The 23,086-nt window shown below is 41.5% G+C and carries 22 protein-coding genes and 1 pseudogene; 12 read left to right on the top strand and 11 right to left on the bottom strand.

What is annotated here, in order from left to right:
* On the top strand, positions 1-210 hold a 210-nt coding region (locus tag BP95_RS0108625), incomplete at its 5' end, for an IS3 family transposase (protein WP_028531912.1).
* 173 nt (positions 211-383) lie between these two features.
* Positions 384-566 (top strand): DUF3934 family protein, encoded by a 183-nt coding sequence (locus BP95_RS0108630; protein ID WP_021255473.1) that lies wholly within the window; start codon positions 384-386, stop codon positions 564-566.
* 198 nt (positions 567-764) lie between these two features.
* Here BP95_RS0108630 and BP95_RS0108635 read toward each other — a convergent pair whose 3' ends face one another.
* The 5 genes from BP95_RS0108635 to BP95_RS0108655 form a co-directional block, all read right to left on the bottom strand.
* The gene (locus BP95_RS0108635; RefSeq protein WP_028531913.1) at positions 765-1,553 is read right to left on the bottom strand and encodes a response regulator transcription factor; all 789 of its coding nucleotides are present in this window, start codon (positions 1,551-1,553) and stop codon (positions 765-767) included.
* On the bottom strand, positions 1,531-3,246 hold the full coding sequence (locus BP95_RS0108640) for a sensor histidine kinase (RefSeq protein WP_028531914.1): 1,716 nt from the start codon (positions 3,244-3,246) through the stop codon (positions 1,531-1,533). The genes BP95_RS0108635 and BP95_RS0108640 overlap by 23 nt, the downstream gene beginning before the upstream one ends.
* 218 nt (positions 3,247-3,464) lie before the next feature.
* Positions 3,465-5,120, bottom strand: a complete 1,656-nt coding sequence (locus BP95_RS0108645; RefSeq protein WP_021255470.1) for an ABC transporter permease — start codon at positions 5,118-5,120, stop codon at positions 3,465-3,467.
* Complete coding sequence (locus BP95_RS0108650; RefSeq protein WP_021255469.1) at positions 5,117-6,223, bottom strand: ABC transporter ATP-binding protein; 1,107 nt, start codon at positions 6,221-6,223, stop codon at positions 5,117-5,119. Before BP95_RS0108650 ends, BP95_RS0108645 begins: the two co-directional genes overlap by 4 nt.
* A 106-nt stretch (positions 6,224-6,329) precedes the next feature.
* Positions 6,330-7,349: an ABC transporter substrate-binding protein gene (locus BP95_RS0108655; protein ID WP_021255468.1), complete on the bottom strand. Its 1,020-nt coding sequence runs from the start codon at positions 7,347-7,349 to the stop codon at positions 6,330-6,332.
* 366 nt (positions 7,350-7,715) lie between these two features.
* Between BP95_RS0108655 and BP95_RS32305 the strand changes: the two genes are divergently transcribed.
* From BP95_RS32305 to BP95_RS0108680, 5 genes are all read left to right on the top strand, one after another.
* Entirely contained in the window at positions 7,716-9,878 is a 2,163-nt protein-coding gene (locus tag BP95_RS32305; RefSeq protein ID WP_081819837.1) for an ATP-binding protein, read from the top strand.
* A 28-nt stretch (positions 9,879-9,906) separates the two neighbouring features.
* Positions 9,907-11,124 (top strand): TRM11 family methyltransferase, encoded by a 1,218-nt coding sequence (locus BP95_RS0108665; RefSeq protein ID WP_028531915.1) that lies wholly within the window; start codon positions 9,907-9,909, stop codon positions 11,122-11,124.
* A 720-nt stretch (positions 11,125-11,844) separates the two neighbouring features.
* Positions 11,845-12,387, top strand: coding sequence for a DUF2975 domain-containing protein (locus BP95_RS0108670; protein ID WP_028531916.1), 543 nt, complete (start codon positions 11,845-11,847; stop codon positions 12,385-12,387).
* Positions 12,388-12,400: 13 nt separating this feature from the next.
* Positions 12,401-12,610 (top strand): helix-turn-helix domain-containing protein, encoded by a 210-nt coding sequence (locus BP95_RS0108675; RefSeq protein ID WP_021261114.1) that lies wholly within the window; start codon positions 12,401-12,403, stop codon positions 12,608-12,610.
* Between the two features lie 6 nt (positions 12,611-12,616).
* Positions 12,617-13,225: a CPBP family intramembrane glutamic endopeptidase gene (locus BP95_RS0108680; RefSeq protein WP_028531917.1), complete on the top strand. Its 609-nt coding sequence runs from the start codon at positions 12,617-12,619 to the stop codon at positions 13,223-13,225.
* Positions 13,226-13,332: 107 nt separating this feature from the next.
* On the opposite strand, the gene BP95_RS32970 is transcribed toward BP95_RS0108680, so the two are convergent.
* The 4 genes from BP95_RS32970 to BP95_RS34385 form a co-directional block, all read right to left on the bottom strand.
* Positions 13,333-13,683 (bottom strand): hypothetical protein, encoded by a 351-nt coding sequence (locus BP95_RS32970; protein WP_155987216.1) that lies wholly within the window; start codon positions 13,681-13,683, stop codon positions 13,333-13,335.
* On the bottom strand, positions 13,601-14,956 hold the full coding sequence (locus tag BP95_RS0108685) for a helix-turn-helix domain-containing protein (protein ID WP_028531918.1): 1,356 nt from the start codon (positions 14,954-14,956) through the stop codon (positions 13,601-13,603). Before BP95_RS0108685 ends, BP95_RS32970 begins: the two co-directional genes overlap by 83 nt.
* Positions 14,957-15,197: 241 nt before the next feature.
* Positions 15,198-15,413, bottom strand: a complete 216-nt coding sequence (locus BP95_RS0108690; RefSeq protein ID WP_028531919.1) for a hypothetical protein — start codon at positions 15,411-15,413, stop codon at positions 15,198-15,200.
* Complete coding sequence (locus BP95_RS34385) at positions 15,365-15,544, bottom strand: hypothetical protein (protein ID WP_081819838.1); 180 nt, start codon at positions 15,542-15,544, stop codon at positions 15,365-15,367. The genes BP95_RS0108690 and BP95_RS34385 overlap by 49 nt, the downstream gene beginning before the upstream one ends.
* Positions 15,545-15,656: 112 nt before the next feature.
* On the opposite strand from BP95_RS34385, the pseudogene BP95_RS32315 reads away from it, so the two are divergent.
* The 3 genes and pseudogenes from BP95_RS32315 to BP95_RS29920 all read left to right on the top strand — a co-directional run.
* A pseudogene (locus BP95_RS32315) lies at positions 15,657-15,899 on the top strand (DUF3238 domain-containing protein); the annotation flags it as partial.
* A 1,037-nt stretch (positions 15,900-16,936) separates the two neighbouring features.
* Positions 16,937-18,436, top strand: a complete 1,500-nt coding sequence (locus BP95_RS33790; protein ID WP_231515075.1) for an LVIVD repeat-containing protein — start codon at positions 16,937-16,939, stop codon at positions 18,434-18,436.
* A 180-nt stretch (positions 18,437-18,616) separates the two neighbouring features.
* Positions 18,617-19,555 (top strand): AraC family transcriptional regulator, encoded by a 939-nt coding sequence (locus BP95_RS29920; protein ID WP_036666878.1) that lies wholly within the window; start codon positions 18,617-18,619, stop codon positions 19,553-19,555.
* Between the two features lie 60 nt (positions 19,556-19,615).
* Here the strand turns inward: BP95_RS29920 and BP95_RS0108710 are convergent, their stop codons facing one another.
* Both BP95_RS0108710 and BP95_RS0108715 read right to left on the bottom strand, forming a co-directional pair.
* Entirely contained in the window at positions 19,616-20,098 is a 483-nt protein-coding gene (locus tag BP95_RS0108710; protein WP_028531922.1) for a hypothetical protein, read from the bottom strand.
* Positions 20,099-20,152: 54 nt separating this feature from the next.
* Complete coding sequence (locus tag BP95_RS0108715; protein ID WP_021255458.1) at positions 20,153-20,896, bottom strand: hypothetical protein; 744 nt, start codon at positions 20,894-20,896, stop codon at positions 20,153-20,155.
* A gap of 397 nt (positions 20,897-21,293) precedes the next feature.
* Here BP95_RS0108715 and BP95_RS0108720 point away from each other — a divergent pair, with 397 nt between their 5' ends.
* A complete protein-coding gene (locus tag BP95_RS0108720; protein ID WP_231515076.1) occupies positions 21,294-22,175 on the top strand; it encodes an aminoglycoside phosphotransferase family protein in 882 nt (293 codons plus the stop codon).
* 92 nt (positions 22,176-22,267) lie between these two features.
* Positions 22,268-22,843 (top strand): GNAT family N-acetyltransferase, encoded by a 576-nt coding sequence (locus tag BP95_RS0108725; RefSeq protein ID WP_021255456.1) that lies wholly within the window; start codon positions 22,268-22,270, stop codon positions 22,841-22,843.
* Positions 22,844-23,086: the final 243 nt, after the last annotated feature.

Genomic DNA, 23,086 nt, shown 5'->3' on the forward strand with positions numbered 1-23,086 from the left:
GGGTGTCCTTATGATAACGCAGTTGCAGAAGCTACGTTTAAAATTATGAAGACGGAATTCATTAATCAGATGAACTTCCACAGTTTACATCACCTAGAATTGGAGCTATATGACTACGTAAATTGGTTCAACAAACATCGCATCCATGGAACCTTAGGCTATATGAGTCCAGTAGATTACAGAAGATTATCCCTTAAAAAAGCTGTCTGATTTAGTGTTGACAATCCATTTAGTGTTCCATGAAAATTGTGGAGGGGATAGGTCTTTGATTCTAGTGCTTAGCTTTGATATAGTAAGCTCTTAGGTCGCAGATTAAGGTTGTTGTAGGTTAAAACCTACAAAGGACAGGGAACCCTATATACAAACAATCATGGAGTGATTATATGAGTAAAGCTAAGGGTAAAGGCGGAACAGGTAGAGGAACGGACAAAAAGGGCTGGAATAGATGGCAAGCTAGTGAAAGAAGAGCAAAAAACAAACCAAAACCTTATAAAAGCAAAGGGACTAAAAAGGCAAATGGTGCAAAGTCCGATGGCGCAAAGAGCACTAGTAATAATAAAGGATAAAGGCGAGAACCCCGAAAATATAGCGCTTGCCAGAAGGTCATACGTAACAATTTTCAAATTATGATCATAGCAGTTGAATAAGAAACGAAAAAAACACCTCTTTTGCCTAAATCGGTTAGTGGAATCCGAGTTGGCTGTAAGAGGTGTCTTTGCATGTTGGATCAAAAAGCGAGATAAGATCATTTTTCGATTGTAGTATTAAGCATGCTTATCCGCAAAATATTCTTGATACTGGCTCGGCGTGACGTGGGCGTACTTTTTGAAAATGCTAATGAAGTACTTGTAGTCGCTGAAGCCGATATCGTGAGCAATGTTGTAAACTTTGTTGTCGCCTGATTTCAGCAGGTCGATCGACTTTTGGATACGATAGCGGTTCAGGAACTCGTTGAACGTATAGCTCGTCTCAGCTTTGAATTTCTGATTCAAGTAGTAGGCACTCAAGTCGAGCTGCTCCACGAGATCATGGATGCTGATTTTCTTCGCATAATTCTCCTGCACGTACGCGATCATTTGCGATACATACTTCGAAGTTTTCGTTTCTTTCTCCATAAATTTGCTGTTCAGTATCTCTTCGGCTTCTTGCGGATGATTCGAAATGACCTCATATTTGCGCTGCAAATCGACCTTCGTCTTGGCCGATTCAAGGGCGGCGATCAATTGATCATCTTCCAGCGGCTTCACGAGGAATTCGGTTACCCCCAATTGCAGCGCCTGCTTGGCAAGATGGAATTCATTATAGCCAGAAATAATAATGCTGCTGAACGTATGCTGCTGCAAACCCTCGCGAATCATGGAGATGCCGTCCATAATGGGCATGTTGATATCCGTGATGACGATATCCGGCTTCAGCTCGCAAATTTTCTCATAACCGTCCTGTCCGTTCAGCGCTTCTTCTATCACGATGCAATCATACTGCAGCCAATCGATGCTGAAGCGTATGCCTCTGCGTATCATATCTTCGTCTTCAACTAGCAGAACCTTGAACATCGCCTTCACTCCATTCATAAGGAATTGTTAGTGTTATACAAGTGCCAGTTCCTTGCTTGCTGTTGATGTGGATGCCGGATTCCTCGCCGTAGAGCAGCACTAAGCGGCGGTGAACATTGTAGAGCCCGATATGCTGTGTCGTATTGTTTTGGCTGTGTAGGATTCGGTTAACCTTCAGCAGTGTCTCCGCGTCCATGCCTTGTCCGTTGTCGCATACCTCTAGCATCAGCTTCCCGTCAGAAGGGTAGATGCGGATTTCGATAAGCACATTGCTTTGATTTTGGTAACCATACTTGATAGCGTTTTCAATGATTGGCTGCAGCAGCAGCTTAGGAACGTATACATGATTGGTTTCCTCTTCGACGGTAATGCGGTATTCCAACCGCTCATTGAAGCGGATTTGCTGCAGCTTCAAATAATCATGCACATAATTCATGTCATCCTTCAACTGGACGCTCCGATCATTGCCGATGCTGTATCGCAGCAGTCTCGACAGCAGCATAACGATTTGCTGCGCTTGATTGGCGTCCATCTTAATGGCGTATCGCAGCGTCTCCAATACGTTGAAAATGAAATGCGGATGGAACTGCGATTGCAGCTGCTTGACCTCGATAATCGTGCGTAGCTCGGACAGCTCTTTATTTTTCATCATCAATTCCTTCAACCGGTCCAGCATCACATTGTACTCATCGCCGAGTATCTCGAATTCATCATTCGTGTGAATATCGACATAGCCGTTGAAATTCCCTTCACGCAGCTGGGCCAGGGCCAGAATTAATTTATCGACCGATTCGGAATTGCGGGCAGACATTTTGTTCGATAAGAAATGAATGATGACCCACAGCAGCAGGCTGGCAGCGAGAATAAAGATAGACACCGTGTAGTAGGTGTATTGCTCTGACTTGTAGGAATTGAGCGTGACCACTTGAATCGGTGTGCCTGGTATGCGCTTGGTATACATGTAGTACGTACCGTCGTTCAACAGAACATGCCCTTGCTTGTCCAGCTTAGGACTGAATTTGTTCAATACGCCCTTGGTGACATTGCTGGTAGTGGCAATGATCGTGTTATGCTCGTCCGTGATCATCGCAATCTCATTGTTTTGTTCAAAAATGAGCTTCTGCATGTCAGATTCGTAGAGCTGGTAGATGATATAGCCAATCGTCTGCTTGTCCTTGACGATCGCTTTGCCGAACGTGTAGCTTGTGTCGCGATCATGCGAATAGCGGAAGCTGTTCATTTCAGTCAGCGTATTGCCGGATTTCTGATCAATTCGGTTGATGAGATTGCCGAAGGCGAAGCTGTTGTAGAGTGCATCCGGCGAATCGGAGCTGGCTCGGAAGATGCCGTCCGTGTCGACAATATGGAAGATGCTCTTCACTTTTTGCCGATTATTGAAGTCATAGAATTCGGAATACACCTTGTCGCTGCCTAAGCGTGTAGTCACATATTTCGTCACGGCAGGTGAGATAGCCATCCGGTTGATTTCCTCGTGATACTGTTGAAACACCTCCGCCATAGATTTACTGATCGACTCGGCGGCCTCCGTCGTTTTTTGCGTCAAATTCATCCTTCCATTAATGATCGTAAAGATGAAAAACAGCACAATCAAAATCAAAAATGGAATCACCGCATACAGCTGAAATAAGTGACGGGTTGACTCCTTGAAGGTGCGAATCTTCTTCTGTTCCATGTCTCCCTCCAGTGTCGGTAAGCCCTTTCATTCCATATTATACTGGTTCGTTGTTGAAAGAAGATCATCCAAATACAACCAAGCCGGCCCTCCAGATGAGGTACCGACTTGGTGTGGATGAAGCATTCAAATATGGTGTTCAAGAAGTTTGGTTTTCAGTACCGAGTTACTTCCTGTGTAACTTCGTGATCAAAGTCGGACTTTTTGAATTTCCTCTCTTATAGGGAGACTTCTTTTTGTCCGGACAACTTCAGGAAGACGAGCAGCGATATGACTGTGATGACGGTTAGGATTGTAGATAGTGCTGCTGCCACGCCATAGTTGCCGCGAATAACCTCGGTATAAATAGCAACCGTAACGGTCTTCGTCTTACCTGTATACAAGATGATCGAGGTACTTAATTCAGTAATGATTGTGATCCAGCTTAGAATTGCACCAGAGACAACGCCCGCGAGCATCATCGGCAGTGTAATCTTGAAGAATGTCTTCATCTGAGAAGCGCCCAAGCTGATTGCGGCTTCCTCAATACCGCCGTTAATTTGATGCAAAATGGCTGCACTGGAACGAATCGTATAAGGCAACCGCCGGATGACGAACGAGATAATCATAATGAACGCCGTTCCGCTCAGTGCCAACGGCTTATCGTTGAACGTAATCAACAAGGCGATACCTAAGATAGAACCAGGAACGATGTAAGGGAACATCGTGAAAATATCGATTGTGTTCGTTAATGCATTCTTTCTACGAACGGTTACGTAAGCAATCAGAATCGCAAGCAGGATAATGATGACAAGCGACACGATAGCCAGGATGAACGTGTTCGTAATGACACCGCCGATGCTATTGAAAGCATTCTGATAGCTTTGCAGTGAGAAGCCATCAACGAAGACGCGGCCGTTCGATTTCAAGAATGAAGTATAGATGACGTACAATTGCGGCAGCAGCGCGATTAACGTATACAGATAGATGACAGCATGCGCCGCGATATTGCCGATGCCTTTTTTCTTCTTCGCTTCAAGCGGATGCAAAGCACTCATTGTGATGGACTTGCGGTTGGCGATGAACTTCTGCATCAGGAAGACCGCTGTTGCGAACAATACAACGATGACACTGATTGCGGCAGCAAAGCCGTCGTCGCCGCCGACTTCACTGATGAACTCAGTAAAGATCAGGACAGGAACGGTCTTGTAGCCTTCACCGATCAGCATCGGCGTACCGAAGTCGGCCAGCGCGCGCATGAATACGAGCAGCCCGCCTGCGAGCAGGGTTGGTGTGATGAGCGGGAGCAGTACCTTGCGCATCTTGTTGATGCCCTTGTAGCCCATGCTCTCTGCCGCTTCCATAAGCGATTGGTCAACATTTTTGAGTGCCCCGGATACGTACATGAAGATAAGAGGCACCATTTGCAGGGTCAAGACAACTAATATACCGGTAAAGCCATATATGTCAGGCATTTGGAAGCCAAATGTATTGCTGACGAATTTGGTAATGACGCCGTTTCTTCCGAGTAGGAGAATCCAAGAGTAAGCTCCGATGAACGGGGCCGACATGGACGAGAGCAGAATCAAAATTCGAATCGTTGAGTCCCCTTTAATCTTAACGGTAGCCATTATATAGGCTAGCGGTGTTGCGATGAGCGCCGCAAGGGCGGTTACGCTGACGGTAACTTTAATACTGTTGAATAGTGCATTGGTGTAATACGGCTTGCTGAAAAACTTCACGAAGTAGGCGAGTGAGAAATCGCCTGTGGTACCGTTGAAAAAGCTTTTGAACAGCATCGTAAACAAAGGCAAGGCTAGGAACAAAAGATAGAAACCAAATATCAGGAACGAAATGTTAGTCCAGACGTCAAATCGTTTGCGCGTCCCCCTCATAGTTGACCGCCCCTTGTATAGTTCAATTCACCTGCAGCATCGTATACATTGATTTTTTCCTTTTTCACCTTCAAATGAACGACTTGGCCAGGATCAAGAATCTGTGTTGTCTTCGATTCCTGTGTAATTTCCACGCGCTGACCGGATTCCAGATCGACGAAGTAATGCGTGTTCTGACCCAAAAAGACGCTGTGTACGATGGTTGCCTTCATACCAGTCTGATCCTCAGTAATGACGAATTCCTCTGGGCGAACCGAGATTTTGACATTCAATTCATTTTGCTTCGCTGAAGCCGGAAGCTGAATGTTAGGAAGCTCCTCAGCATAGCCGGAACCGAAGTTCACCTTATAGTTGTCGCCCTGACGCGTTAAGCTGCCTTCGATAATGTTCGTGCGGCCGATGAATGTAGCTACGAATACGTTGGCTGGACGTTGGTAGATTTCTTGCGGTGTGCCCAAGTGCTGAATGACGCCTGACTTCATAACGGCGATGCGATCGGATACAGCCATAGCCTCTTCCTGATCGTGTGTTACATACACCGTTGTAATGCCGACTTCGCGTTGAATTTCCTTAATCGCGTTCCGCATATCGACGCGGAGCTTCGCATCAAGGTTGGACAACGGTTCGTCCATGAGCAGTACATCCGGGTGGATGACGATTGCACGGGCAAGCGCGACGCGCTGCTGTTGGCCACCGGACAGGTTCTTCGGCATGCGATCTTTATATTGCTCAATTTGTACGACCTTGAGGATATCTTCTACTTTGTCGTTGATTTCGGCCTTGGACAGCTTACGGTTCTCTAGACCGAACGCAATATTTCCCTTAACGGTAAGGTGAGGGAAGATCGCATAGCTCTGGAACACCATCCCGATATTCCGCTTGCCTGGCTCAACCTGATTAATGACGCGTTCGTTGAAGTTGATTGTTCCGCCTTCAATGCTGTTGAAGCCAGCAATCATGCGCAGAAGTGTCGTTTTGCCGCACCCGGAAGGACCGAGAAGTGTGAAGAATTCGCCTTTCTTGATCTCCAAGGACAACTCTGGAATGACGGTTGTGTCGCCATACTTTTTGACTAGGTCTTTTATTTTTATTGTCACGCTCATTGTTGTTGTCACCTAACCTTTTTATAGGTAGTCAAAAAGTCCGATAATCAAAAGTGGTTCTGAGAACCGGACTTTTTGACACGCATATTTTGATTCTGAAAACCGATTATTTGCTTGTGAATACAGAGATGTAACGTTCTACGATTTCGGATTTATGTGCACTAACGTAGTCTGTATCTTCGTCAATCATGTTGATCTTGTCGAGTGGCGTCATGTAGTCGCCGAGCTGTGTATCTTTGCGAAGTGGACGGTTCGTCAATTGTGTGCCGAATGCATCTTGCGCTTCCTTGGACAGGATGAAGTCGATGAACTTCTTCGCATTTTCCATATGAGGTGCGTCTTTAATAATGGCGGATGCTGCATCCAAGAATACGGCGCCTTCCTTCGGATACACGACTTCTACTGGTGCACCGTTTCTGACATAAGTGCTGGAAGGATCTTCGTATGTTAAGCCGACGATGTACTCGCCGTCTGCGACACTCTTATGAACTGCACCGGAACCGCTTGCAATTTTGCCGTCGAGGTTCTCGATCAGCTTGCTGACATAATCCCAGCCCTTTTGATTTTCATAGTCGCCACCCATAGCTTTCAGCATGTTCGTAAGCTGAGCGAAGGCGGAGCTGGAGCTTGCCGGGTCAGCGGATGCGATTTTGCCTTTCAGCTTCGGATTGAGCAAATCTTCATAACCCTCAATTTTGATATCGCCGATCAGGTTCTTGTTCACGAGCAGCACGCTGCCGTCTGAAACAAACGGAGTTGCGAAGCCTGTCTTATTGCGATGGCCTTCAATCAAGTTCGCATCTTCCGGAGATACGTAAGGCTCATACAGGTCAGCATGCTCGCGGTAGCCCGCCATGGAGCCGCCGAACATAACGTCCGCGTAAGGATTTTTCTTTTCAGACTGTAGACGCTTAACAATTTCCCCTGTACCAGCTGTTACGAGCTCAACCGTAATGCCTGTTTTCTTTTCAAACATTGGGATGATCGTCTTGATGATTTCTTCGCTGTTCGGACTGTAAATGACCAATTTATTGGATGAACCCGAATCCGATTCACTGCCGCCACAACCGCTTAACACTCCGACAAACATCATGCAAGCCGCTAGCATCAAAGAAAGCCTTTTCATTTGTTTATTCCCCCTTGAGCAATGTTCATTGCGTTGTGTGTCTATTGTAGCAAGTATGGTACCGCTTACAAATCCTATAATCCGCAAACATTGTCTAAAATTCGCAAGTGAATTTTGGGGAGGGATTGATGTCTTGTTCATAAGTGGAGGTAAATGCATTGAGTTAATGTACATATTTATACTTTAATTCCAATTAACATATTATATAGGTCTTATGTTCGAAAAATAGGTCTTAAGATCGTAAAATGATGAATTGTGTAATATTATGTTTTCCTAATTGTGGTATACTCATAGAGTGGAAGCTAATAATAGTGGCTGTTTTATTATTTTTTTCTTAATAAATATTCTAAAATAGGAGGGGTTTTCATGGAGTATAGGTTAAGAGTAGCAGGGACAGCTATAGGAGAGCTATCAGAAAAAATTCCTTCAAATATAATTGCACTAAACGAACTAATAAAAAATGCCTACGATGCTGGAGCTAAAAATGTATATATTTCTCTAGATACAAAAAAACAACTGCTAACAATAGAAGATGATGGATCAGGTATGAATGAGGAAGAAATATCTACATTGCTTCAAATCTCTAAGAGCAATAAAAAATACGGCTCCATTGTTAATAACCGTTTTGTTCAAGGATCAAAAGGGTTAGGTTTCTTATCGGTTTTCAAATTTGGAGATGTTGTTACATGGAGAACAGTTAAAGATAAAGAAAGGTATTTTAAAATTTATTATAATGAAATGCTTAAATTAGATAACGTGTACGATTATAAAGTTATTATTGATGAAAGCGAGGAAACAAATTTAAGTAATGGAACTATAATAGAAATACAATTAAGAAAAAGTTATGGGGTTGAACAATTAAAGGAATACCTTCGGGAAGAAAAGAATCGAGATAAAATACTCAATTCGTTTATTGATAGTTCATTTAATATAGAATTGAAAATTGATGGGGATTTTTATCAAACTCAGATGGATTTAACATTAACGAAATATTTTAAAGATCATCAATTGTTTCATGTTACTTACGATTCTGATTCTCATCAAATTGTTATCAATTATTTAGAACATCCTAAATATGGTAGCTACCATACCGCTTGTAAAACAATACCAGTTACAAAAATCGACAAACCGAAAAGGTTTAAACTTGAAATCGAATTGATGATTTATGACTTCAGTAGGGGGAGAAGAGGAGATTCCGGAGATAAACTCTATATAGATCCTACAAATAACCTTACTGATAAACTCACCCCTTTAATCTATGTTAATAAAAATTTATTTAATAACTATACTTTATTTGATCCAGAGATATCAAGATATAAAAGATCAAACGAAAGCCTTGCTCAAATGATAGGACGAGTTGAAATTATTTGTGAAGATGAGGAATTGCAATTTAATTCAGATAGAACCCAATTTTCAGAAAATGAGTTAACAAATAAAATAAAGCAAACACTATCAAATATAAATTTATTCATTCAAAGTGAAGGATCTAAAATTAAAAATGAATTAAAGAATAAGAAAAGTAGTAAACAGGTACAGTCACATGGAGCGCCCCCAGAATCAACAACTGAACCAACAACTGAACCAATAACTGAACCAACAACTGAACCAACAACTGGATCAAGTCCGGCATCTAGAGTAGGTGGTACAGTAACTGAGGAAACCAATAAAGATGAAGGCGTTAAATCAGTATCGATTAAAGATCCTATTTTGATACTAAATGAAAGGGAAACATCTTATTCGATTCCTATTGATTCAGTAGATTTAAACAAATATATTGAAAAGGCTGAAGATAGTGAAGGGAATTCGATAGATATTAACTTATTAATATATGAAATAAATGGTTTACCTGTTGAGAAGGGGATTCTTTCTTCATTAAACGAAGGAGAAAATAAAATCAGTATTTCTTTTGAAGATTCTATAAAAGGAAAAGTAGCGAGTGAATTAATAATTTATGGTATTGAAAAAGTCACTCCCTTAGAAACAGAAAAACCAGATCGAATATTAATTAGGAATGAAGCGAAACAAGGATACAAAATAAAATATTCAATAACTCCAATTACGCAATTGGTTGATCAGTTAAATAGACTTTATAAATATACAAGAGTCAATTATATTGAAGTTATTGCTTGTTCGTTACGTTCAGTTTTTGAATTAGCAATATATGAATTGGAAATGTCAGGTAAAATAGAGTTTAATTTTGTTAAAAAATCAAGTGATCGACTACTCGATAAGGTGGTAACACTAGTTAGAAATATTAGTGGTAATGCGAAGCTGTTGGGGGAAATACATAATGGGCTCGGGCTTAATGGCTATAGAGATTTTAAGAATAATTTAGATGCAAGGGACTATGCCGCTACAATCAAGAAATGCCATTTAGGTGCTCATAAGTCAACAAAGTCATTATCGGAGAGGAATTTGGAGGATATAGGAAAGGACGTAGCCCTATTTTTAGTAATTGTAAATGAAATCCTTAATAATCCTATGATCGATTGGACTAGTTTAGGAAGTCCTTGGGTGATTGACATATAAATATCTACCTGAAGTTGAGGTGTCTTAGGTGCGTAATATTGCTTTCAAGGAGTATAGAAAAAAAAATGACATACACGGAACTGTTTTATATCCTGCTGTAATGGTAGCACCAGTACAAAAAAATATTTTATCTGATTTGATTAATGAGACAATATCAACGAAAATTATTGATCCTTTTCATGGTTCAGGAACATCATTATATGAAGCATTAGAAGTTTCAGAAAATGTGCATTTAGTAGGATGTGATATTAATCCACTAGCAAATTTAATTACACTGGTTAAGCTTCAAGGTGTTTCAAGTGATATATTGACAGATATTGATGAACTAAAGCGCTTATTACTAAATTCATCTTGCATTAGTAATCATAGTTTTCCTAACATAGAAAAATGGTTTAGGAAAGACATAATACAATCTCTTTCACATGTAAGAACTTGCGTAATGCAAATTAAAAACAAACAGAACCGTTTGTATTTTTGGTGCATGCTCTGTGATATTGTTCGGAAATACAGCAATTCAAGGAGTTCGACATATAAACTACACACCAAAAAAATTGATGACATAAACAAAATGGACAATAATGTAGTATATGATTTTTTGAAGTCAGTGGAAATAAATTGGTCAAAATTCCAGAAGAACTTTAGTGATTTCACACTGTATAAAGGAAATACACTATCAATAATTAAAGAATTATCTTCAAATGAATTTGATATATGTATTACGTCTCCGCCTTATGGAGACAATAATACAACCGTACCATACGGACAGTTTTCAACTCTCCCATTATTCTGGATAAATAGAGATGACTTGATTATGGAGGGCTGGGAATTAGATAATTTTTCTGCGATAGATTCTAAAAGTATGGGTGGGGGATTTTCGCAAGGAAGAGATGGAAATGTTAATAGCGACTTGTTGAGTCCTTACCTAAATTTGATTTCAAAACCAAAGAAAAAGAAGGTAATGAGATTTTTCAGTGATTATTTTTTCTTTTTAGATGAGATGTGTAGAGTAACAAAATCACATATAATTATGACACTTGGAAACAGAACAGTAGACGGTGTAAAGATAGATCTCACTGATATTACTGTGAAGTATTTAAGTGAAAAGGGTTTTTTACAAAAAGAAGTTATGGAAAGGGAAATAGTTTCAAAACGAATACCAAGAAGAATATCAAGGGTTCATAGTAAACCAGTATCATCAATGAATAAGGAATATGTCATTGTAATGCAAAAAAGTACATCAGAATAATAAGTTAAATGATATCAAACAGCCATATATCTATATACTATGTAGGTTGTTACTTTTAACAGATCAGATAGCGACCCTTGATTTCAAGAGTCGCTATCAATAATTTCTGAACTAAATCTAACGTCGCTATCCAATGGACTTCACCCCGAGCCAATATCGGTGCTTATTGGTGACGATCCAGACCCGTTGTCAGCAAGACTCACTCCTAAGACGACCCGATAGAGCTGAACAAAAAAAGCCATGGACATTGTGATCAAATCCTAATAATTGATGTGACTTCAAATAATTCTGTAACATGGCTTGTACAAGACGTCAAACGGACTCATATAGAGAGCTAGGCATACTGTATGAGCAGGGAATATCTGTGCCGCAGCAGATTTGGTTAGTGTATGAATTGAGTGGGAGGAAGTGGGAGATTTGGCCACCTTCTACGGCGAACCGCTGCTGCCACTGAAAAGTAATATGGGCAGAATTACGTTAATTATATACAATCTCTTGATATTACAGTATGACAGTAGAAACCGCGTACAATGCGGTTTTTTTTGTTTTAATGCATCAATTGAAAATAATATCGAAAGTATTAGTTCAATTCGAGACCTGATCGAATCTTGTTTATAAATATTTATCGTTAATAATTTAACGATAAACATTAAATTATTATTGAAATACATAAATTTACCTGTTATGCTCTAGTCATCATAATAAAGGAGCAGGAAACATATGAGCACCCTTAAAATTCAGAAAACGAGCAAAATATTGGCTGTTTGTTTACGAATGTTGTGTATCATGCTGTTGCTAGTAACGATTGTGGAAATTGTCGCAATCCTTTGGCTTTCTCAGGTATCAGGGGATGAAACTCCAGCAGCAATAAACACTATGAGCTCTATATTCTTACATACCGACCATAGTGATTACGCCAAATCAGATCTAATTATTACATTCAGTGGGGATGTAGTGAGGCTATGTCTAATCATGGTGATACTATTTATTGCCGGGGGGATTTTTAAAGATATTAGTAAGGACTATACACCGTTTGTTGCCAAGCATATGAAGCGTTTGAAACGGATATCCTTGCTCATAGCTGGCATGGCCATTATTCCTGGACTTGTTGAAATAGCAATGATACAAATGGTCACCCCAGCAGCCATGGTAAATGTGTCGTTTGAGCTGTTTTATATTTTGGTTGCGGTCGTATTCTTTTGCCTAGCTCAAATATTCGATTATGGCAGAATGCTGCAACAGCAATCCGATGAAACTCTGTAAGGATGTGTGTATTATGGCTATTGTTTTGAGGCTGGATCGTGTGATGGCAGACCGTAAGATATCTCTGAACGAGCTTGCGGAGAAGGTAGGAATATCAAATGTTAATCTCTCGAATATAAAAACGGGGAAAATAAGTGCGATTCGTTTCTCTACGCTTGATGCGATTTGTAAAGTACTTGATTGCCAGCCTGGCGACATTTTAGAGTACAAGAGAGAGGAGTAATAAGAGATGACTGTTCCAATGTTGGTTTCATCACTTATACAAGTAACCCTATTTAGTGTAATTCCTCTGGTATGCTGGTTCCTTTTCGCCAGAAAGAAGCAGTCTTTTTTTGAATGGATTGGATGTAAACTTCCTGTTATCGAGAACAGAAAACTCTTTTTCAGCCTGTTCTTCTTAGCGCTTCTATTGTTCGTATCTCTTGGGTGGATAATCATTTTGTTTTTCACTAATGACACCGATGTTGCTGCTTCACAATTTTATGGAGTAGGCGTTTCAGGTATAGCTGCGGCTTTGTTGTATGCTTTCGTTCAGACCGGTTTATCTGAGGAAATTATATTCAGAGGTTTTATCGGGAAGAGATTGATTTCTGCGTTTGGATTTGCAACAGGGAACACGGTTCAGGCGTTATTGTTTGGTTGTTTGCACGGAGTTATGTTTTTTTCGAGAACCGGAATTATCAATGTTGTTATCATAACGTTATTTACTGCTTTAATTGGCTGGTTTATGGGGTACATAAACGAGAGATTAGCAGGAGGATCGATTATTCCAAGCTGGATTATGCACGGATTGGCCAATTCGTTCTCGGCGATGACGATGATGTTCCAATTGGTATAGTGAGCGTGATAGATTCGAGCCTTAAGGACCGCTTACTATTGTTGAATGTTATCCTAAATAAGAAAGCGACCCTTGAACTCAAGAGTCGCTTTCTGTATGTTTTGAACCTATACATTTTCATTAATTTGCACATCACTACTCAACGGACTCCATCCGGAGCCGATGTTGCTTACTTTCCACCCTGTCCCAATATCGCTACTCAAAGGTGACCATCCAGAGCCAATGTCACTGTTCGATGGAGACCAACCTGTACCAATATTGCTCTTCGGTGACCATCCCGAACCGATATTGCTCACATGGTAGTCGGATTCAGTATCACTGCTTGTTTTAGACCACCCCGATCCAATGTTGCTAACAAGCCATCCCGAACCGATGTCAGCTAGATTCGCTGCCGAAGATGCTCCGGTAGAACCGAACAAGAAAAGAGCCATGGACATCGTGATTAATACTTTTTTCATTTGAATCCACCTCATTTAATAGAATGTGTGTGAAACGGCTTTTGTTTTCTGCAGTAGCATGTATCTCATACTCTTGGAAGATAAGAACAGCCATTCCGACATACTGCATATTTTTGAATGTAAGCGCCAGTTCCAACGATAAGGCATTGTAGTCAAACCCTAATTCATGTTGGTTTGATTTCAAGTAATACTGTGCCAACGCATGTGTAAGGCGTAATTTATGCTTTTCGTGGAAAGGATCTTTTCTAGATAATAAATCGTCAACCTGAAGCTTGTATTTCTCGATATATTGAGCAGCGTCTTGGAAAGCTCCATTGCTGATATAACATTCTAACGCGATAGGAAGTACAAGAAGCAATTGGTCACCTTCAAGCATAGTCATGAGTTTATCGATAGCCTCTGTTTGCTTCATCTCAATAAAAATATAGAGACGATTACATTGAGATAGCCAAGCATAATGATCCCCATAAGAAACATACTGCTGTGTTGCTTTTAAAGCACCCTCATAATTTTTCATTCCCATTAGTGCAAACGATTCATACAACCAGCCTTCTGCCACGAAGTCATTTTGCCCTACCTCAAACGCAACAGCGCGCAATTCCTTGGCATACTGGAGCAGCTTTGCCCAGTTTTCTACGACATTGTAGTATGTAAGAATACGATAGTAGGCGTCGAGCCTCAGTGAATCAGGAAGTATAGGCAGATATTCAATCAGCTGGCATAAGGCTTCGTTGCCTGCTCCACTCGTATCCAAGTCTCTCAAGATGAGGAATCTTCTGAAGTAGGAGATGGCTATTTTCTCGCTGCGGCTGTATCCATTTCGGATAATGATGTCGTAGAAAGGAAGTGAGTAGTTGCGTTTCGGTGACTGGAAGATGCGTTCGGCGATTTTGAAGGCGGTGTCGATCAGTTTGGAACGATTGGTTTCTTCATAGAGGAGTTGTACTAGTTGTTTGACCAGGTCATACTTTTCTACTTCAATACAATGGAGAATAAAATCGCTTGTCTTATCAGGCCGCAATCGGCCCAGTTCATTGCAGCATTCCCCTATGAATTCTTCATAGAAGGTGTCTATTGGTAATCCGAATGCGTGATTGATCGCGTGGAGCTGAGGCAGCATAAGTGATTGCTTGTTGTTGAAAATGTAACTAATGGTTGAACTGTCGATGCCGGATGCCTCTGCTAACTCTTTCTGCTTCCACCCCCTTATGCTCAATTCATCTTGTAACCTGTGGCGGAGTTCCATCGGAGCTACATGAAGATTGCTTGTCATGTCGAATCCTCCTTATTTAGTAATTCAGCATAACAATTCGAAATCCTTCCTGAATTGACAATTTATTTAAGTTTCTGTTGGTTTTTAGTATAAATGAAGATGAAGTGAATGGCAAATTGACATCTGGTTGAATTTCTATACTATTTTTGTCGAAATTTGATAGATCCAATCTCTCAATTATGGATATGGTTTGCAAAAGGAAGGGGATACTGGAATAGGGCGATTAACGATTAACATTTAGTTAATTTCTTTTAAATACCTCTATAAGCTCCAATTTCATAGTTTGTATAGCATCTTCCTTTGGCATTTTTATAAATCTGCTTAGTCTTATCATATCTTTTTCAAAGAAGCCTAATAATTCCTTAGTAGCATGTTTATCATTATAATTTTGCATGCGAGATAACAAACCTAGGAAGTAATCTTCCGAGATAATTCGCGAATCATCTTTCGTTTCCACTTATTCACCACCTGTTGGCTGATATGAAGTTCTTGTGCAACTTGTGCTTCTGTCTTGTCGTTTATGTAAATTTCATAGATGACCTTTTTTCCTATTTTAGAGGGTAACTGATTCATATAATGCTGCAGCATTACCTTTTTATCGGAGTTTTCCGTGAAAGAGGAATATTAAATGAGGTCTGGAACTAACTCAAGCGATTATTTCTAAAAAAAATGTAAGACTTATTGTGGAAGTACTTCAGCATCTTTTACATTACAAGGCAGCGCAGCGAATCCTTTAAATACCGATGCTCCAGCAATTGACTGGGAATACAATGTAACCGTCGATAACAAGGGTAACCATGATAGTTTCCCGGCACATGAAATTTATAGGCGCGTAGATAAAGGTACTCCGGTTACTATTTATACTCACGATCCGCGCGTTACAGGCGATACTCCTATTTCCTTGTTCCCGCCGATGGAACGCTCAGTAGATAAAACCGTATAATCCAAAAGGAACTGGCACAATTACAGCGCAGTTCCCTTTTTTAGATGATTCTCATGATTGTAAAAAGGATTAGTACGATAAATGAGATGATGAAATACGGTTTTTTGTTGAGTCTTTTCTGAGCTATCCAAATACCATATGAGCACACGAAAGCGATGCTAAAGAAAAATAAAAAAAATAGGAATCCTTCTTGAGTGAATAGAAAAGATACATTGAAGAAACTAAAAAATCCAGTAAAAAGAGGAACAATAAAGACAGGCATGGCTCCGATCAATACGAAAAATAAGGTTTGTAGCCAAAAGGAATATTTATTTATTCTTCTAAGGAGTATCGTGCATAGAAAATATAGAGGTATTCCGAGCGTGAAAAATGCGGGCGCAGTCCACGTAATTAACCGCCGCAGATCTTTTGTATGTTCACCATAAATGACCCAAAGAGAAATCATGTATACCAGAGGCCCTGTTACATAACTGCTGATTGCTACCCAAATATAGAACAAATCCGACCGTTTCATCACATCGCCCTTCCGTGGCTGGAATGGGTCAATTCATAAGCTTTGTTTCAATAGTATATATTTACAGTTCATTTGTCTACCTACGATGCCCCTTCATTTTCTGCAACAGGTTTGGATACGGATTTTCTACGATGTAAGCCACCAGAAGGTTTTCGTTTCTGAAATAACCGAATACCTTTTCATGAAGCAAGAAGCTTTTATCGAACAGAAAAGAGACAAAAGCAGTCACTATGGCTTAGTCAGACAAGCGCAGAAGTAGGAAAAAGCTAAAACGATCGGCTTTCGCCTGTACGGTTGACCGCATCAGACTGCGATCAGGTTGGCATGCAATAATCATCCATGATGGCATACGCACAAGCAGCTTCACCCATAGGTTCATAGGATAGGAGGACAAATTACAGATGAAGCATTTAACGGGGAATCCATGCTGTAAGCGGTACTAAGTCTAAGGGGAGTAGCGCTTGCAACCGGGCGTCCCTTACACTCTCTTGTACCTCCTATCTTCTCACAAAAAGGTGATGACATGTCCATAGAAGCGTTTCAAAGGCTGGTCAGCAATGCGACTTCTGTCTTTGTGGGTACGAACATGGATCAAGCTGCGCTGAATGCGGCCAACGGCACAGGCACGAATGCTGACCAAGTGGCCCGCACCCTTGCTCCTGTAGCATGGCCACTATTGGAGAAGTACGATAATGATAACAGCCTGCAAGCGTATTCTCCATTCGGAGGCGTTCCCAATCCGGAATACGTATGGAAGCTGCCGGTATCTGATGGTCAGACATCGGCTTTTGCAGCAGCTTCCGCACCATTTCTGATTCCTGCGGGTGCAAGTGTCTCGTTCAGCTTGTTTCTCAATGCCTTTGCCGACAATGCGATGGAGGCGAGAATTGAGCTTTTTGAGGATACGGGCGGTGCTGGGACGGGGCCCTTTGCGAAGTCTGCTGTGCAGCCTGCGGGGTTAGATGACTTCTTCTTGATCGCGGGAGATCCCAATATGCCAGCACTCGGACTCCTAGAGACGCAGCCGTATAACTGGCAGGATATCCGCGTATATTCTACTCGCTGCCTCGTTTCTGGTTCGCCAACTGCCGCTCGAACATTCAAAATCGTAGTTTCCTTTCATGTGACGAATTATCTTGTCATGAATCCACCGAATCCAGCCGGCTTGCAATTTGCTGTCGATATGTACGCTGACGGACCTGATTATCTGTATGTATCGAATGTAGGCGATAAGACGGTAGAAATCTATAATATTGCAAATCCCGCGTCTCCTGTGCGTATCGGGCAGTTTAATGGCGGCAACTTAAACAATCCAAGAGGCATGGCGATAACCGGAACCACGCTCTATGTTGCGAATGCAGGCAGCTTCACGGTGTCTATGTATAATGCAGCTAATCCGACAGCACCTCTGTATATTAGTGAATTTAATGGAGCCAACTTAAGCTCTCCTCATGGCTTGGCGATAACGGGCACTACACTGTATATAGCCAATCGGGGGGATGGTACAATTGAAATCTATGATATTTCAAATCCTACGAATCCTGTGCGTGTAACCGAGTTTGGCTCAGGAGATTTGCACCGACCTGAAGGCCTTGCAATAATGGGCACTACGCTGTATGTAGCCAATCAAAATGATGGTACAGTCGAAATTTATAATATTGCGAATCCGGCAGCTCCGGTACGCGTAACTGAGTTTGGTTCTGGAGACTTAAGCGAGCCTGTAGGTCTGGCGATAACGGGAACCACGCTGTATGTCGCCAATCAGGGCAACAGCACGATTGAAATTTATAATATTACGAACCCAATCGCTCCGGTGCGTATAACTGAATTTGGTTCAGGCGAGGTAAGCGAACCTGCTGGAATGGCGATAACCGGGATCACGTTGTATGTAGCCAATCAACTTGATAACACGGTCGAAATTTATAATATTTCTACTCCAACGTCCCCAGTGCGGGTGGGAGAATTTAATGGAGGAAATGTAAATCAACCTTACGGGTTAGTGATAAATTCGTTTGTAGGCTAACGCGGCTTGGTGCGATAAAATGATAACCATAACTATAATTTTCCGTGACCGGTATGAACCTTTGTATGTCAGCCACTTGATTTGACGGAGAAGTCGAGCCGTCAATGACGGCGGCTTTTTGTTCCCTTTCAAGAAGAATCGAAATCCTATTAGAACCTAGCAGATAGAGGGATTTTTCCAATGAACAATGACTATCAATCCAGAATCGATAAGATCATCTCTTATATAAAAGAAAACAGCCATCAGAGGCTCAGTCTCGATCAACTAGCCGGCATTGCGAACTTTTCCAAATATCATTTTACGAGAGTCTTTGCGGCACATCTCGGCATAACGCCTATGGCATTTGTGAATCAAGAGCGCTTGCAGAAGGCAATTCACTTATTGGAGCAAACGGATCACACCATACTGGACATTTCAAGTCTGTGCGGTTTCGAGTCCATATCCACCTTCAATGCTGTATTCAAGAAGCACTATGGAAATACACCGAGCGCGGTCAGGAGCAAGCTGCGAGATACCATTCAGCATACAAATCGGGAAGATCGCAATTTGTCAGCAAATCATAGCAATAAACAAGAAGAGTTATCTTTCTCTCCAGACTACAATAGAAGTCGCAGACATCCATTGCTGCAGAGAGCGTGGGAGAACATGATTGTGATCAAGGAGCTTCCGGAAGTCGAAGTGGCGTATGTGCGGCATGTTGGGAGTTATTTGGATACACGAGGTGCTTGGGACAAGTTGGGAAACTGGGTACGAGAGCAGGGGAGTGCCATAGGGCAACAGAGGTTCATTGGCGTGTCGTTAGACGATAGTAACGAGGTTGAGGAGTATGCCTGCCGTTACGATGCTTGTGTCACGCTGCCGCCAGGATTCACCAAGCAGGAACACAAGGACATCTCATATGGAACCCTGCCTGGTGGTAGGTATGCGGTCTATTCGTATTACGATACCGTTCCGAATTTCGTTCTCGCATACGAGACGATGTTCAGGCTGTGGCTGCCAAGCAGCGGATATGAGGCTGATGATCGACCATGTCTTGAACTGTGCCTAAACGATCCAAAGCAGGATAAGGAAGGCAAGTGCAGAGTGGATTTACATATTCCAATTCGTCAAAGAGCATGAGCTGTGGGGATGATGTCCTCAAGCATTATCCTGAGCTAAATAAAAATCAACTCATTTTGATTAAGAATTTTTTAAACTTACGTTAGTGTCCTCGACCCTACCATCAAATATAGCAAACCACATTGTTTTTGAGCTTGGTAAATCGACTAGAGTAACCTTTTTGGACAGATTGCTCTTTTGAAGAACTAAGTTAACATTCTTGTTTGATGAATTCGGAAGAATGCCGTAGTAGATAGAGTATGGCTTTTCAGCAATCTTTCCCGCAGTAAAATGCCAGTTATCCGTTGTATCAAGAAATCCTCCATTCCCTCGAAACTTGATGTGCCCTTCAGTACCTGAGTACAACACCACTCCAATGTCATTGTGAGGATCACGTTCAAAAAAAGATATGAAACCACCTTCAACTTCTATTGTTGTAATTATGGCACTGGCATTCAGTTTTAATTCGGTTTGAATCATAGAATTAACATTAGTATAGGTCTTATTTCCACAGGCGGTAATGATTGTCGAGATGATAAGTAAGATAATGATTTTTCTCATCATTAATCAGCTCCTAAGGTAAACAGGCTGCAATAATTTATGCAGCCTGGTACAATATTATTTACTTTTGAAGATAAAACTTCCAGTTGCAGCTCTTTGAAAAACTTTATCTTGAGGTGTAATAGATATGCCTGGAGTATTGCCGCTTATTGACACTCCTAAGACAGTTTCTTCTTTTGTAAATCCAACTTTACCTACAACATCTGTCGTACCGCTGTCACCTGACGTGCGTCGTAAATCAATTTCAAGAGTTGTATGTGCAGTACTTAAATGGAAAGGGAGATTGTCGTATCCATATGCCAATCCTTTTTTTGGGGTGGCGTCTATAAGATACATACTTTTTGTTTCAGTGTTTCCCCAAAAGTCGCCGTATGACACCTCAGCTTTGGAGCTCATGTTATTCCAAGAATCAGACCAAGCAGCACCCGTAGCAATCTGCTTTAAATTAAACTTTTCAGTGTCTACCTTTCCAACAACATAAATACCTGCACATTTATACCCATTTTGACAAGTAGGAGAATTACCTGCAACTATGTTCACGTCAATATCACTAACCGACAGTAACTCGTTGAGCGAGGAATGAGTGGAATTTCCATTAATCAATCGAGCTGTCCCATCTGTTTTGCGGTAAATTCTTGTATAAATGTCTTTCTCGATGTAATCCATCTTAGAAATTTGATACTCAGAAAACCCAATATCCTTCAATACATCATACGTATTTGTACTAGCGTTAGTAGTGGTAGGAATAGCAATTACGCACACAAAAGCAAAAAACATCAAAATCATTTTCTTTTTAAGCATTCTACACCCTCCCAAAGTTTTTTCAAAGAGATAAATGCTTATGTATTTTCTAGTTGTTTTGAATTTCCGTAATAAAACTTAAAACCATCACCTTCCTATAAATGGATAATATTTACTGTAAATATAGAATATATAATTATTTGTATGTTTTCAATCCATATTTTGTGTTTGAGAGGCTAGCTTTACAACAATCGCAATTTATCGGTAGAACATAGCAAGAAGCAAGAAGAGTTATTCCTTTTTCCGTTTATAATAGAAAGAGACTGATGATCGGCCATGTCTTGAACTGTGCCTGAACGATCCCAAGCAGGATCAGGAAGGCAAGTGCAGAGTGGACTTACATATTCCGATTCGTCAAAGAGCATGAGAAGCATAAACAGAGGGGCGGTATGAAGGTATGATGGAACACAAGCTATATGAGCACGATATTGCAGCAATAGAGTGGCAGGACAAGCATGATCATCTGGATCGCATCTTGCAGCAAGCGGGTACGATTACGATCACTCCCTTGATGCAGGGCATGGAAGCAGAGACTGTTAAGGTGGTAACCGATACGGACAGCTATGTGCTGAAAATATGGAGCAGAGATTCTAAGCCGGATATTCGTCTGCAATACCAGGCGCTTAATCTGCTGCATGCGCAGGGAGTATCCGTGTCTGAGCCCATCGGTTGGGGGATAAATGCGAACGGTGACAGTGTGCTGCTGACTACTTTCGATGGTGAGCCGCTGCGTGATGGCAATGATCAGACTATGAAGGAGATTGCGAATCTATTAAACCGCGTGCACCGCATTTCTCCAGAAGAATTCCATACTCAGATACAACTGCCGCGGCATGATATCAGCGAATATTTCTTCCCAGGTATGCAGGCGCATTCAGATCTGTATCCTCTCCTAGAGCAATTGGTCGAGCTGGCAGCACCGAAGCATGAGCGAATCATCCACGGGGACTATCATCTTGGTAATCTCGTTGAGAAGGCCGGGCAATTAACGGTTATCGACTGGACCAATGTGCAATTGGGAGATGCAAGATATGATTTCGCTTGGTCGCTCACGCTGCAGCAGATCTACATATCGGAGCACTTTGCCGAAGTGTTTCGTAATACGTATTTAGCTATAAATGATATCCCGCAAGAGGAGTTTGATGTATTCCAAGCGCTGGCATGTCTTCGATGGATACTTCTGTATCGCAATGGGGGCATTCCAATGGGGCCAGATACCCTAGACAGGGTGCAGCGGTTGCTGACAAGCAATCCACATCTACACGGGATTACATGCTAAAAGGCTCAAAAGGTGGAACAAGACGGTCAACGCAGTGATGTTGCGATCATACGACGAATACGATTAAGCTGAAAATATGGAGCGGTGATACGATGAACCTGGACGCCGTGTTTGGGCAATTTCCGATATTGAAGTCGGATACTCTTACGTTGAAGAAAGTCGAAGAGCATCATCTGAATGAGGTCTATGACATTTACAGCAACGATACCGTTTTTGAATATTGCGGCATTATCCCGAAGCATAACAAGGCGACCGTCAAGAACATGATCGGACATTTTGAGAGAGACTTCAATAAGAGGTCGCGCATCAAATGGGGGATAGTCACCAATGAGGACAGCGAGAGAGTGGTAGGCATCATGGAAGCGTTCGACTTCAATCAGAAGGTGAATATGGTGACGATCGGGTACTTCTTGGCAGAAACGGAGTGGGGGAAAGGCATTGCTGCGGAAGCGACGCGAATTGTTGTGAAGTTCTTGTTCGAGGACGTGGATGTAAACCGAATTCAAGCCGAAGTTATGCCTGCAAATGAACGCTCGAAGCGGGTGCTGCTGAAGAATGGCTTCATCAAGGAAGGGACGCTGCGGCAAGCATCGCTCTGGTCGGGCAAAGGAATCGTGGACTTAGAGATATATGGACTATTACAGAGAGAGTATAAGATCGAGGTTTAGTGAGCAATCCTCACTTTGTGTTGTAATTTCCTGAATAAAAAGGTTCGAGGGGCTGCGGCTTCTCGGACTTTTTGTATTGTTACGAGCCAATTTGGACAATCTGCTTTCTCTACTAAATAAGTACGATTCTCATAAAAAAATGATGGAAACTACTAGATTTAGAGAGCATAGGCTATAGTACAATCGGATTTGTAAGCGGTTACCATATCTAGAACAGATAAGACGACTACATAAGCAAAGGAG

Source organism: Paenibacillus sp. UNC217MF, assembly GCF_000686865.1.
GTDB lineage: Bacteria > Bacillota > Bacilli > Paenibacillales > Paenibacillaceae > Paenibacillus_B > Paenibacillus_B suaedae.